We start from the raw sequence: 14098 nt of genomic DNA on the forward strand, positions 1-14098 counted from the left end.
TGCTTCCTAGAACCGACACTATTTAAACCTGATGATATTGCTTCGCTTTACAAAGTCTCGCTTAACGCACTTTGTATCAACGGTTAGGCAAAACCATTCTGCTGTAAGAATTCCATCGTTAATCGAGATTCAGGCTCAGATTCTTGTTGCTGACCTTGCAGTAAACGCTCCATGTAACGTGCTAATACATCAACTTCTAGATTCACTTTACGACCGACATTGAATTGGTCGATGGTGGTTTCTGAAGAAGTATGAGGAACGATAGTCAGCTTGAATGCGTTCTTACGTAAATCGTTCACAGTCAGGCTAATGCCATCAACTGTTACTGAGCCTTTTTGAGCCACGTATTTTGAGATTTCTGCTGGCATTTCTACCCAGAATTCAATCGCACGGCCAACTTGGTTACGTTCAACAATCTCACCCACGCCATCAACGTGACCAGACACTATATGTCCACCGAAACGCGTGGTTGGTAACATTGCTTTCTCAAGGTTAACTTTATCGCCCGCTTGGTAATCGACAAAACCCGTTTTTTTCAGGGTCTCAAGCGAAAGATCTGCACTGTAGCTGTGGTCGTTATATTCAACAACTGTCAAACACACACCATTGGTAGCGATACTGTCGCCTAACTTAACGTCAGCCATATCAAGCTTACCAACATTAACCGTTACGGTGATGTCTTCTCCGCGGGGAGTGATTGCACTCAATGTACCTACGGCTTCTACAATTCCTGTAAACATTTTAAAACTCTTTTTGTTGTCAACGACACGTATGTAGTTGGAGTAACTATTTCAACTGTGGTTTCGTTACTATCTGTTTCGAAATACGGGTTTCGCAACGATGCGAATATCCACACCAACCTGTCGAACATCTTTAATTTCTAGGTCAATAACGTCAGACATTGAAGTGAGCCCTAATGCACCCATCAAACCTCGTCCGTCACTGCCCATAAGTTTAGGTGCTAAATAAAGGATTAGCTCATCCACCAGCTGCTCTTCAATCAAGCTTTTTGCCAATGTTGCGCCCGCTTCGACCCAAATATGGTCGATATGATTGGCAGGTAATTGACGCATCAGATCGTGCAAATCGAGCTGACCTGCATCTGTGGTTGCGACTTCAATATCAGCAGATGCTTCGGCAACTCTCAACACCGATGTTGGAGTCTGGAATAACTTGAGTTCAGGACGCAGTTGGTTTTGACGATCAAGAATCACGCGAATCGGCTGACGCAGCTCGTCTTCAGCGTAATGACCTTTGATACTGCTTGGCAACTCTGCCCAACGAACATTCAACGACGCGTTGTCTTCAATCACCGTCTGGCTAGTTGACAACACAGCGCCTGATTTTGCTCGGTAGTTCTGAACATCACGACGTGCTTCTGGCGATGTGATCCACTGGCTTTGGCCATTTTCCAATGCCGTTTGCCCATCAAGGCTAGCGGCCATCTTTAACTGAACGAATGGCATGCCAGTTTGCATACGCTTGATAAATGCAGGGTTCAAGTCGAGAGCGTCTTGCTCTAGCAAACCGATTTCAACCTCAATACCCGCATCGCGTAGCATTTTGATACCACGACCTGCGACTTTTGGGTTTGGGTCCTGCATGGCACAAATCACTTTGGCTACTTGAGCCTTAATCAAACCTTCAGCACAAGGCGGCGTTCGACCGTAATGAGAACAAGGCTCTAGCGTGACATAAGCCGTCGCACCTTTTGCTTTGTCGCCTGCCATTCGCATGGCATGTACTTCAGCATGAGGTTCGCCAGCTTTGGCATGAAAACCTTCACCAACGATCTGACCGTCGGTTTGTACAATGACACAACCCACATTAGGGTTTGGCGCAGTAGTGTAAATGCCGCGTTTTGCTAACTGAATAGCACGCGACATCATTTGAAAATCTAGGGGAGTAAAGTTTGACATGATTGAGGAGTTAATCCTCTAATTTAGCGATTTCTTCGCCAAACTCTCGGATGTCTTCAAAGCTGCGGTAAACAGAGGCAAAACGAATGTACGCCACTTTATCCAATTCTTTCAATTGGCCCATCACAAGATTACCAATCATCTCGCTTGGTACTTCACGCTCACCAGTTGCACGGAGTTGTGACTTAATCGTACTGATCGCAAGTTCAATCGCGTCAGCACTCACTGGGCGTTTTTCTAGGGCGCGCTGTACACCACCCACCATTTTATCTTCATTAAATGGTTCGCGGTTTCCATTCGACTTTATGACTTTAGGCATCACAAGTTCTGCCGATTCGAACGTAGTAAAACGTTCACTACATGCAAGGCATTGACGGCGACGACGAACCTGATGGCCATCGGCTACCAGTCTTGAATCGATTACTTTAGTGTCGTTCTCTGAACAAAAAGGACAATGCATATCACCTCCAAATAATTGAATATCAGTGTAACGGAATTGCCAAACGTTAGGAAAGAAAAAGGGCCAATTAAGGCCCTTTTGTGTGGTGATTCATTGATTATTGCTACTCGACCGCCATTTCAAAAATGAGCTGAGGAGTAAAATTAACGACCAGCGTTAACCGCGGACTAAATAGTTCGCTTTACCTACCCATTTGTAGCTTGTCAGCTCTTCTAAGCCCATTGGGCCGCGAGCATGCAATTTCTGAGTAGACACGGCAACTTCAGCACCTAAACCAAACTGTGCTCCATCAGTGAAACGTGTTGATGCATTCACATAAACCGCTGCAGAACCAACAGAGTTAATGAAACGCTCTGAGCTCTCTAAGCTATTGGTCATGATCGCATCTGAATGACTCGCGTTGTGTACACGCATGTGGTCAATCGCTTCTGCCACATCCGCTACCACTTTCACGCCTAGCGTGTAGCTTAGCCATTCAGTGTCAAAGTCGCCTTCAACCGCATCACGTTGGTCTTCAAAACCCGCTAGCAGCGATTTTGCACTGGTATCAGCAACTAAGGTTACCTTGCCGGCTAAACGCTGTTTCAGCTTAGTTAGGAAAGCTTCAGCAACCGCTTCATGCACTAGCAGTGTATCTAACGAGTTACACGCCGATGGACGTTGAACTTTTGAGTTTTCGACCACATCGACAGATTTCTCAAGATCAGCGCTTTCATCAACGAAGATATGGCTGATACCAAAGCCGCCGATGATTACTGGGATGGTGCTGTTCTCTTTACACATCTTGTGCAGACCAGCGCCGCCACGAGGAATAATCATATCCACGTAGTCGTCCAGTTTAAGCAGTTGAGAAACGAGTTCACGATCAGGCTTCTCGATGTACTGAACAGAAGCGGCTGGAAGCTCCGCTTTCTCTAATGCAGACTGGATAACCTTAACCAGTTCCATGTTCGAGAAAAACGTCTCTTTACCACCACGTAGAATGCTTGCGTTACCTGTCTTCAGACACAGAGCTGCAATATCGATGGTTACGTTCGGACGCGCTTCATAGATAACACCCACCACACCAAGTGGCACGCGGCGGCGAGACAGTGACATACCGTTTTCTAGTACTTTGCTGTCAATTTCGCTGCCAACTGGGTCATTCAGGCTAATCACGTTACGAACATCGTTAGCGATACCGGTTAAGCGCTCTTCGTTAAGAAGTAGACGATCGAGCAGTGCGTCAGTTAAACCCGCTTCACGACCCAGTTCGATGTCTTTCTCGTTCGCTTCTAAAATCGTTGTTGCGTTTGCTTCTAGCTCATCAGCGATAATCGCCAATGCTTTATTCTTTTGCGCCGTAGATGCGGTCGCTAGGTGGAAAGCAGCGTCTTTTGCTGCGATACCCATGTTAGTTAAATCCACGTTTAACTCTCCCTAAATTCTGTCTGTCTTTGGATGCAAAAAGGTGATTCACCTTATCATCACGAGCTACTCTTGGATTACAACTAGGTCGTCACGGTGAATGACTTCTGACCCATAATCGTATCCAAGGATGTCGCCAATATCTTTACTGTGCTTGCCTGCAATTTTTGCTAGGTCTTGGCTTGAATAACTGGCGATACCACGCGCAATTACTTTGCCTTTGCTGTCTGTGACTTGGGTAACTTCACCACGAGAGAATTCGCCTTTAACTCGAACAACCCCTTTCGCCAACAAGCTGCTGCCTTTGGTGTTGACTGCGTTTACTGCGCCGTCGTCAACCACGATGTCACCTGCTGAAGCAGGGCCCGCTAAAATCCAGCGTTTACGGTTTTCAAGCGCTTCCGCTAAAGGCAAGAAACGTGTGCCTTGTGGGTTATCACTCAGTGAATCAAACACCACATTTTCAGCACTGCCCGCAGCAATAATCACTTCGATGCCTGCGCGACGAGCAATGTCAGCCGCCTGCAGTTTTGTCGCCATGCCGCCAGTACCCAACGTAGTACCGCTGCCACCTGCGATCTTACGCAGCGTGTCATCAATGGTTTTCACTTCTTTGATGAGCTCAGCATTTGGATCTTTACGAGGGTCAGCCGTAAACAGGCCTTTTTGGTCTGTTAGTAGCAAAAGCTTATCAGCACCGCACAAAATACCCACTAAGGCCGACAAGTTATCATTGTCGCCCACTTTAATTTCGTTGGTTGCTACTGCGTCGTTTTCGTTTACTACCGGAATAATATCGTGCTCAACCAGTGCGTTGATCGTGTCACGTGCATTAAGAAAACGCTCGCGATCATCGAGATCAGCACGAGTCAGTAGCATCTGGCCAATCTTAAGGCCATAGATAGCAAACAAAGACTCCCAAACTTGAATCAACTGACTTTGCCCAACTGCCGCAAGCAACTGTTTGCTCGCCATTGAGTTGGGAAGTGCGGGGTAACCAAGGTGCTCACGTCCTGCTGCAATTGCACCAGACGAAACCATAACCACAGAGTGGCCTTGTTTTTTTAATTCAGCACATTGACGAACCAGCTCAACCATATGAGCGCGGTCTAATGCCAATGTTCCACCAGTTAAGACACTGGTACCCAGTTTAACAACGACAGTTTTACGCTGTGTTGTTGTCCCGCTTTGATGATTTGTTGTCATGAAGTCTTTTATGGATAAAACAAATAAGAGGTGATGTTTTAGCAATCAAAAGGGGAATTCACAAGCAGAAAAGGTGCGAAATCGCACCTTTTTGCTTTATATAGAAGAGTAACCTTTAAAATTAGACGAATTCGACAGACTCTTCGTCTAATTGGATACTGATTTCAAACTTACTTTGAAGTTCATCAACCAGTTTCTTGTGGAAGGCTTCTTGAGTTCGAGAGACCTCAGCGACCGCCTTTTTAGGTAACGGCAAAGAATCCCAGTTACCATCGATGTTGTACTTGCCGATATTGTACTTCGCCGAATATCCCTCTTCCGACTTATCCAATTCCAGCCACCAGCCCCAGAACTCGCGTTCTTCTGGTGATTTTTTATCGTTCACACATACAGACAAGCAATCAAAGATATAGTGGCCTTCTTCTGATTGCGGTTCCCTTAAGTAAGGCCCGATCGCCTTTAAAACATTCAACAAGCGGTAATGCGTAGGTTGTTGTGTCACTTCTGACATATTGAATCTCCATTTTCAATGTTAAGAATGACGTTACTCAGACTGTTATACGTAGAAACTACGCATTTGGATTTTATAAATGACCTCTGAGTATCAGGTACTTAGTTTGTACATTTTTCATGCTTAACTAATTTAGGAGAAATGTCATCTAAATAATTCATCCTCAAGCCACTTTATCGCCAATTCGAGGGATTGCTCATAACCTTGTGTAATTGACTTAGCTTTGATTTTCTTCGCTTTTCCGTAATCACTGTAAATTGCAACCAGTTGATTATCCATTGGCGGTGAAACCGGGTCGCCTTCCAGAGCCAATGCCAAGATAGGAACACTGGTTTTACTGTTTGACAGCAAACCTTGTACCTTGAGTGACCACGCCATCAACTGCCCAGAAAGGCTATTGATATCGACCGCCCCTTTACCAAGGCGCGAAGCCAACACATCTAGATGCATTTTAGGCATCTGCTTAAGTTTGTCTGCATGAACAAAGATATCGTGAATTGGCGCGCCTAAAGAAATACACGCTTTAATCTTATGTTGCTCGAGGAAAGATAATCTCACCATCGCATTGCCACCGAAGCGGAAACCAAACAAGCCGACTTTGTGGTGATCGACCCATGGGATGTTAGGCAATTCATTCAGCACTGCTTGGTGAAGACAAGATGAGTCTTCTGTTAACGGCCAATGTGCACTGTGCCCTATTGATGGCATGTCTACCGTTAACATAGCAATGTTCTTAGGTGCTAAATAATCCCTAAACAGGCGCCACATATCGGTTTGCAAGCTATCTAGACCCGCGCTGACAATCACAACCGGTTGTGGTTTATCTGTCTTGGTTAGATGCAAGTTCGCTTTGATCTTCTTGTTTTGGTATGGAATATCAATCTGCTTGACGATCAACTTAGTGTGCTTGATCGCTTCAGAATACGCTGCGTTGGCCAACACTTGAGCCTGAGCTGCCAAGTTGTCGTTCTTGAGGTGTGGGTAACCCGCAATACTGAAGCACAACGATGCGGAAAATAGCTCTTCAGCCATCTCTTCACCATTCTTCTCATTAGAACGATTTTGATGCTGCATACCCAGCTTGGTCCATTCGTATGCCCAGTTACCACTTCGGTAACCCATGACCGTATCAAGCCACTCATCGGTTGTACGAGAGTTATCTGATGACGCGATGCGAGCCAATACCGCTTCCTGCTCTATTGGATTAACGCCTTGCCATACCCACTGAAGACGTCTTAGGTTTCGATACCATGATGAGTTTTGCTGTTCACGTTTCTCATCCAATAGCGCTTCAGAGCTTGGCATGTATTGTGTCAACATTGAGGTCTCTTTCGCTTGCTTGTGCTTTACAAACAAAGTTTCCGAAAGGTTCGAGCTCGTTTCTTCTGGTTCAGACATTGGGATACTTAATAAGAAATGGTTGTCACTAATAATATAAAAAAAAATGACCCTATAAAGGGTCATTTCTCAAAAAACTAAGTTTACGCTTATTTTGACTTGCGATTTACTGGCTCTACGTAGCTTAGGCTAGTATCCCAAGGTTGCTCAATCCATGTGTCTTGAGCGATATCAACAATGTACTCGTCTAGCAAATCAGCGCCAGATGGTTTTGCACATACAGCGATCAGTTTCGCTTTAGGGTACATTTCGCGAAGCTTACGTGCAGTGTCACCACTATCAACCAAGTCTTCAACGATTAGGAAGCCTTCGCCGTCACCTTCAGGTGCTTTAACTACTGTCATATCACGTTGGTGATCGTGGTCGTAGCTAGAAATACAAATCGTATCTACGTGACGAATACCTAGCTCACGAGCCAAGATTGCACCAGGAACCAAACCACCACGGCTTACTGCCCAGATGCCTTTCCACTGCTCTGCTGGCATTTGCTTTTCAGCAAGTTGACGGCAGTAAGTCTGCATGTTGTCCCAAGTGATAACGAATTTGTTGCTCATAGTATAAAACCTAATAATTTTGTCATGTTATTAGAGGCTATTTCAAACATAGCCTCTTCAGCGATTAAGCAGAAATCTAGACGATTAAGCGAAAATGTATTTAAGAATAAAGATAGCCGACATTACCCACACAGCAGGTGAAACGTCGCGACCTTTACCACTTAGCAGCTTAATTGCAGCGTAAGCGATGAAACCTAGTGAGATACCCTCAGCGATAGAGTACGTCAGCGGCATAAGCAGACATGTTACCACGACTGGTGCTGCTTCCGTAAGATCACGCCAATCAATGCCAACTAGGCCAGACATCATCAGAATTGCTACATAGAAAAGTGCACCTGATGTTGCGTAAGCCGGAATCATACCTGCAAGTGGCGAGAAGAAAAGAGCCAGTAGGAATAAGATACCAACAACAACAGCCGTTAGACCGGTACGGCCGCCTTCAGCAACACCCGCAACACTCTCAACATAAGAAGTAGTATTTGATGTACCTAGCAGTGCACCAATAGATGTTGCTGTAGAGTCAGCAAGCAGTGCTTTGTTCAAGCGAGGTAGTTTGCCGTCTTCTTTGATTAGGTTTGCTTTCGTTGCAACACCAACCAGAGTACCCGCTGTATCGAACAAATCGACGAACAAGAACGCGAATACCACTGAAATCATACCGATTTCAAATACAGCAGAGAAATCAAGCTGCATGAATGTAGGAGCAAGGCTTGGTGGTGTAGACATGATGCCGCCGTATTGAACGTCACCAATAACAATGCCAAGAGCTGTGATAGCTAGAATCGCAATCATTACTGCCCCTTTCACGCCACGGTGAACAAGAGCAATCGTTAGGAAGAAACCAAGTGAGCCTAGGATAGGAGCAATCGCGGTAATGTCGCCCAGTGAAACTTTAGTTGCTGGGTTAGAAACAACGATGCCTGCATTGCTAAGCGCAATAAACGCTAGGAAAAGACCGATACCTGCAGAGATACCAACACGCAGAGACATAGGGATCGAGTTGATAATCCATTCACGGATCTTAAAGATGCTTAAGAAGATGAAGATTACGCCTGATACGAAAACCGCTGCCAGAGCAACTTGCCACGTATAACCCATACCCATTACAACAGCGTAGGTAAAGAATGCGTTCAAACCCATGCCTGGAGCTTGAGCAATTGGGTAGTTAGCAACAAAGCCCATGATGAAACAGCCAATAGCAGCCGCTAAACAGGTTGCTACAAATACAGCGCCATGGTCCATACCAGCATCAGCTAGAATCATTGGGTTTACAAAAATGATGTAAGCCATTGTTAGGAAGGTTGTTAGACCTGCGATGATTTCAGTGCGCACATTGGTGCCATTTTCACTGAGTTTGAATAGCTTTTCGAACATTATCGAATCCTATAAGGGTAAAAAGTAAACGGTTGCGTAATCGATTGGCTGTGGATTATAAAGTTATCAAATAACAAATTCCAGATAGAATTAAGGCTCTAATCGATATTTATCAGAATGCCGTATGAAACAAAGCGATTAAAAATGAAGATACCATCGATAAATAACCATTAAAAACAAACAATTAACAACAATAGACTCACTAAAACTAGTTGGTTGTTTTTTCTACCATCGGTTATTTTCATTGATAATCTAGCCAGTAAATTCTGAATTCAAACTCACAATAGTTATGTATTTTTCAACAGGATCAGTAATAAGGCGCAAATTGATATTTCGGCGTTTAAAAAACAACCACGCAGAACAGCAAGGAAAGTGACAAGCGAAAGCGGTTTGGAAAAGTAGCAGGCAAAAAAAACGCCACTCAAAACTGAGTGGCGGTAGAATCTGTCAACCAAAAGGGCTGTAAAAGAATTCCAATATATAGGGGTGAACAAAACTGTTCGAGTTACATGCTTACGGTATTAGTAACCAAAGCTTGTAGGGTATGCAAAGTTGCTAGTGTAAACAGAGCTGTTAAGCCAGAACATTGCAGATGGTAAACCTTTCATAACTATCACCTTAATAAATCAATAAAAAACAAATTTGATTTCTCGGTTCCTTGGAGGCGATAAAACGGACTCATCCTTTGAGCATTTACTCTTCGTCTCAGAAGTTGGTTATTAATATACCCCAAAGAAAAAAGATTACAAGTATTTTTTGCTATACGTCACACTTTTGGCTACTTATGGTTATTTTGCAAACTTATTCTTGTAATTAAATTACAAAAAAGAATTAAACAAACGTTTGCCCGTGTCATTTATAAGCATCAAAGCGCTTAATCATGATCAGATGGACAAGATCGCTTTCAAAATTTGAGCTATTTGAGGTTTAGAACCGCTACTCGTCAAAACACTCTAGTGGTATGCTGTTGCCATCAAAACAGACCCATATTTTAGATTTTTGTTCTAAGTTTTCACCTATAAAAACCCTAAATATATGGTTATCAAATAAAAAAGGAGTCATCCGTGTCTGAATTCCATTCTGAGATCAGTAAATTATCCCCTGCCCCTATTTGGCAGTTCTTCGATAAGATTTGCTCAATCCCACACCCTTCAAAGCATGAACAAGAGCTTGCTCAATACATTATTGCTTGGGCAACAGAGCAAGGCCTAGATGTACGTCGTGACCCAACGGGCAACGTATTCATCAAGAAGCCAGCAACGCCGGGTATGGAAAACAAAAAAGGTGTGGTGCTACAAGCTCACATCGATATGGTTCCACAAAAGAACGAAGACACCGTTCATGACTTCGCTAAAGATCCAATCCAACCATACATCGATGGTGAGTGGGTTACAGCAAAAGGGACAACGCTTGGCGCTGATAACGGCATGGGCATGGCTTCTTGCCTAGCGGTTCTTGCTTCAAACGAAATCCAGCACGGCCCTATCGAAGTTCTACTAACAGTAGATGAAGAAGCAGGCATGACTGGTGCTTTCGGTCTTGAAGCGGGTTGGTTAGAAGGCGATATCCTTCTTAACACCGATTCAGAGCAAGAAGGCGAAGTGTACATGGGTTGTGCTGGCGGTATCGACGGCGCAATGACATTTGAAGTTGCTCGTAATGCGATTCCAGCTGACTTCGTAACACGTAAGCTAACGCTAAAAGGCCTAAAAGGCGGTCACTCTGGTTGTGACATCCACACAGGTCGTGCAAACGCAAACAAACTGCTTGCTCGCTTCCTAGCGGGTCACGCAAAAGAGCTAGACCTTCGCATCGTCGAATTCAAAGGTGGTAGCCTTCGTAACGCGATCCCTCGTGAAGGTTTCGTAACGGTTGCTGTTCCTGCGGCAAACCAAGAAAAACTGGCTTCACTATACAACTACTACACTGAGCTGCTTTCAACAGAGCTAGGTAAAGTAGAAGACAGCATCGTGACTTTCAATGAAGAAGCTTCTGTAGAAATGGGCGCACTTGCGTCAGCAGACCAAGCTCGCTTTATCGCGGCACTTAACGCATGTCCAAACGGCGTGATTCGTATGAGTGACGAGATTGAAGGTGTTGTGGAAACGTCTCTAAACGTAGGTGTTATCACAACAGAAGAGAACTCAATCACAGTACTTTGCCTGATCCGCTCTCTTATCGATTCAGGTCGTAGCCAAGTAGAAAGCATGCTTCACTCTGTTGCTGAACTAGCAGGCGCTAACATCGCGTTCTCTGGTGCTTACCCAGGTTGGAAACCAGACGCAGATTCAGAAATCATGCATATCTTCCGTGACATGTACGAAGGTATCTACGGTCACAAGCCAAACATCATGGTTATCCATGCTGGTCTTGAGTGTGGTCTATTCAAAGAACCTTACCCGAACATGGATATGGTTTCTTTCGGCCCAACCATCAAGTTTCCGCACTCTCCTGATGAGAAAGTGAAGATCGACACCGTTGAGCTATTCTGGAACCAAATGGTTGCATTGCTTGAAGCGATCCCAGAAAAAGCTTAATTCGATAAGCTATGTTTGTTCAGTAAATGGTGTTTTACAGTAAACACCGTTTATCTGAGACAAAATAAAACAGGTACTCAATGAGTACCTGTTTTTGTATCTAATCTTTGTAGCTACTACTTGTGACTAAATAAACAATTAAGCGCGTGAAGCCGCGTAGCTTTCTAGCTCATCAATTGAAGTTTGTGCCACAACTTCGCCATCGATGAAGTACGTCACCATCTCGCCATCACGAACACCGATTAACGTCGCACGCTCACCAGACTGGTAAGTAATGTCCATTTGGATCGTGTTTTCATCAATCTGCTGCATTTGACCTTTTTCGATCACATCTGCACTCGTGATAGGACCCACTGGCGCTTCCGTTAGAGACGGATCAAGTTGGTGGTTGATGTCTAGGTAAGTATCAGTCTTTGTATCAAAGATGTGCGGAGAACCAGTTAGTGGGTTGCTACCAGTCCAGAACTCTAGTGAGTTGAATACTAGGTAATCGGCAGCAACTGTTAGACCGTATGCAGGTGCAAGTAGCATGTTCAAACCACCACGAGCGTAACGGTTATCAACAGCCTTGATGTTGAACTTCATTAGGTAACCCGTTACTGCGTTGCTACCAACACAGCCAGATAAAGCAACAGATACCACCGCTAGTGCAACGACTTTTGAAATTGTTTTTTTCATTTTGATCTCAATATTTGAATTTGGCCGCCAAAAAATGGCGGTGGATAATACCAACGAACTGAATGACAAATATCAGCTCTAAGTTAATGTATTGTCAGAAAATTCAAAATTTTAAACACCCTTCAATTAGCCAGATAAAAAACTGAAACCAATTCAGAAGCCCCTTCATAAAAAACTTTTGTCGTCACCGTAAAGCGATTGATTCGTACTAAAAATCAACGATTGCTACATTCCGTGTTAACGAATTATCACCATGTTGAGAACAACCTAAATGGCAAGACTAAAACCTAATCAACCATTCGAATTACTTGGTTATACTGTTCAGCCAGGACAACGAAAAGAGATTGAACTACAGGCAGCTCAGCTTTACACGCACTCTCCACTTTCGATCCCGATTGAGATCATCCACGGTCGCCAAGCAGGCCCAACACTAATGGTAAACGCTGCTATTCACGGTGATGAGCTAAACGGTGTTGAGATTGCACGACAGTTAACTAACGCAATAGAACCTAATAAACTGAAAGGTACATTAATTGTTGTGCCGATCGTAAACGTATTTGGCTTCATTCATAAATCTCGTTACTTACCAGACCGTCGCGACCTAAACCGTTGCTTCCCAGGTAGTGAGAAAGGCTCATTGACATCACGCATCGCTTACACCTTCTTCGAAAACGTAGCAAAGCACTGTGATTACATTCTGGATCTACACACGGGCGCGATTCACCGTACCAATCTGCCACAGATTCGTGCAAACCTATCGAACCCTGAGACACTGCGCATCGCAAAAGCGTTCGCAACACCCGTGATTATTGATTCTCCACTGCGCGACGGTTCACTGCGTAGCGAAGCGGAAAAACTGGGTATTCCTGTATTAACTTACGAAGGTGGTGAAGCGCTGCGTTTTGATCACCTCGCGATTCGTGCGGGTTACCTTGGCGTGCATCAAGTGATGAAAGAAATCGGCATGCTGCGCCCTAACCGTAAGAAGTTACCAGAGCCAGTATTGAGTAAATCCACCAGCTGGATCCGCGCTGAATCAGACGGTATTTTGCGTAACATGGTAAGACTTGGCGAACAGGTTGAAGCAGGACAAACCCTTGCTTACATCAGCTCTCCATTGGGTCACCAAGAAGGCCAAGTGATCACAACCAAAGGCGGTATCGTGATTGGTCAGCAAACTCTGCCTTTGGTCAACGAAGGTGATGCTGTGTTCCACATCGCTTACTTCAAGCAAGACGATGAAGAAGTAGGACAATCAGTAGAAAGCTACATTGAAGAAGTGGCAGAAGACGATTGGCTAACTGCACTGAATAACTGATCAGACAATGCTTAACAGTTTAAGAGCTCGACGTTAAAAGCGAGAAGCCAAACCGAGCTCTTAAACACAATAAAACAGAACTCCACAAACTAAAAAGCCCCAATACACTTTTAACTATAAAGAAAAAAGTTGTATCGGGGCTTTTTTTTCACAAATCCCTTATCTTAAAATTAAGGGATCTATAAATTAGTCATGCACTGAATTATTCAGCGTCTTGTTGCTCTTCTGCACGAGCTTTAGCGCGCGCTTCACGTGCTTGCTCAGCTTTAAGCTCTTTAGTGTGACGTAGTTCGTCACGCTCTTTACGCTGCTCTGATTTACGCTCGTTACGTTCAGCTTGGTTAGCGATGAAAGATGCTAGCTCTTTCTCTGCCCACTCTTGTGCTAGAGCTTCAGTTTCGAAACCAGACTCACGCTTAGATACTGTAGTGCTGCGAGACGTTACTTGACGAGTAATCTCTGCACACCAACCGTTGCGTTTTTCTGTAAGGCGGATATCAAATTTTTTGTTCTTAGACATGTTCTATTTTTTCCTAAGGGAGATCATTAAGGGATCGGTCAACTTTGATAACTCCATCTAAGTGAGCATCTTTTAACACCATCCCTTGGTAAGCGCGGTATTAGAGCACAAATCAATGAATATTGCTGCAAATATTTGCAGCGGATCACACTCCAATGCTGCAAATCGTTTGCGACTGATTTCAATAGGTTCATAACTCTCGGTTCACCATCAACC

13 protein-coding genes are annotated in these 14098 nt (G+C 44.3%); 2 read left to right on the top strand and 11 right to left on the bottom strand.

Annotated elements, in window-relative coordinates; genetic code table 11:
* Window positions 1–83 precede the first annotated feature (83 nt).
* From A6D97_RS06175 to A6D97_RS06215, 9 genes are all read right to left on the bottom strand, one after another.
* Window positions 84–740, bottom strand: coding sequence for a riboflavin synthase (locus A6D97_RS06175; RefSeq protein ID WP_010436361.1), 657 nt, complete (start codon window positions 738–740; stop codon window positions 84–86).
* Between the two features lie 69 nt (window positions 741–809).
* On the bottom strand, window positions 810–1889 hold the full coding sequence (gene ribD / locus A6D97_RS06180; RefSeq protein WP_017060785.1) for a bifunctional diaminohydroxyphosphoribosylaminopyrimidine deaminase/5-amino-6-(5-phosphoribosylamino)uracil reductase RibD: 1080 nt from the start codon (window positions 1887–1889) through the stop codon (window positions 810–812).
* Window positions 1890–1929: 40 nt separating this feature from the next.
* On the bottom strand, window positions 1930–2379 hold the full coding sequence (gene nrdR / locus A6D97_RS06185) for a transcriptional regulator NrdR (RefSeq protein ID WP_004734394.1): 450 nt from the start codon (window positions 2377–2379) through the stop codon (window positions 1930–1932).
* Between the two features lie 156 nt (window positions 2380–2535).
* Window positions 2536–3786: a glutamate-5-semialdehyde dehydrogenase gene (locus tag A6D97_RS06190; RefSeq protein ID WP_017070350.1), complete on the bottom strand. Its 1251-nt coding sequence runs from the start codon at window positions 3784–3786 to the stop codon at window positions 2536–2538.
* A gap of 66 nt (window positions 3787–3852) precedes the next feature.
* On the bottom strand, window positions 3853–5037 hold the full coding sequence (proB, locus tag A6D97_RS06195; RefSeq protein ID WP_012604650.1) for a glutamate 5-kinase: 1185 nt from the start codon (window positions 5035–5037) through the stop codon (window positions 3853–3855).
* 76 nt (window positions 5038–5113) lie between these two features.
* Entirely contained in the window at window positions 5114–5503 is a 390-nt protein-coding gene (crl, locus tag A6D97_RS06200) for a sigma factor-binding protein Crl (RefSeq protein ID WP_017060787.1), read from the bottom strand.
* Between the two features lie 144 nt (window positions 5504–5647).
* On the bottom strand, window positions 5648–6901 hold the full coding sequence (gene frsA, locus A6D97_RS06205) for an esterase FrsA (protein WP_017060788.1): 1254 nt from the start codon (window positions 6899–6901) through the stop codon (window positions 5648–5650).
* An 89-nt stretch (window positions 6902–6990) separates the two neighbouring features.
* Window positions 6991–7455 (bottom strand): oxytetracycline resistance phosphoribosyltransferase domain-containing protein Tet(34), encoded by a 465-nt coding sequence (tet(34), locus tag A6D97_RS06210; RefSeq protein WP_009847475.1) that lies wholly within the window; start codon window positions 7453–7455, stop codon window positions 6991–6993.
* Window positions 7456–7539: 84 nt separating this feature from the next.
* Window positions 7540–8829 carry an NCS2 family permease gene (locus A6D97_RS06215; protein WP_017060789.1) on the bottom strand — a complete coding sequence of 430 codons (1290 nt, stop codon included), beginning with the start codon at window positions 8827–8829 and terminating at the stop codon, window positions 7540–7542.
* A gap of 1064 nt (window positions 8830–9893) precedes the next feature.
* Between A6D97_RS06215 and A6D97_RS06220 the strand changes: the two genes are divergently transcribed.
* On the top strand, window positions 9894–11366 hold the full coding sequence (locus tag A6D97_RS06220; RefSeq protein ID WP_065584009.1) for an aminoacyl-histidine dipeptidase: 1473 nt from the start codon (window positions 9894–9896) through the stop codon (window positions 11364–11366).
* A 138-nt stretch (window positions 11367–11504) separates the two neighbouring features.
* Here the strand turns inward: A6D97_RS06220 and A6D97_RS06225 are convergent, their stop codons facing one another.
* Window positions 11505–12044, bottom strand: a complete 540-nt coding sequence (locus A6D97_RS06225) for a DUF3332 family protein (protein WP_065584010.1) — start codon at window positions 12042–12044, stop codon at window positions 11505–11507.
* 271 nt (window positions 12045–12315) lie between these two features.
* Here A6D97_RS06225 and A6D97_RS06230 point away from each other — a divergent pair, with 271 nt between their 5' ends.
* Window positions 12316–13362, top strand: a complete 1047-nt coding sequence (locus A6D97_RS06230; protein WP_065584011.1) for a succinylglutamate desuccinylase/aspartoacylase family protein — start codon at window positions 12316–12318, stop codon at window positions 13360–13362.
* A 202-nt stretch (window positions 13363–13564) separates the two neighbouring features.
* Here A6D97_RS06230 and A6D97_RS06235 read toward each other — a convergent pair whose 3' ends face one another.
* Window positions 13565–13882, bottom strand: coding sequence for a DUF3622 domain-containing protein (locus A6D97_RS06235; RefSeq protein ID WP_017069509.1), 318 nt, complete (start codon window positions 13880–13882; stop codon window positions 13565–13567).
* Window positions 13883–14098: the final 216 nt, after the last annotated feature.

This window comes from Vibrio sp. ZF57 (assembly GCF_001691235.1).
Taxonomy (GTDB): Bacteria; Pseudomonadota; Gammaproteobacteria; order Enterobacterales; family Vibrionaceae; genus Vibrio; species Vibrio crassostreae_C.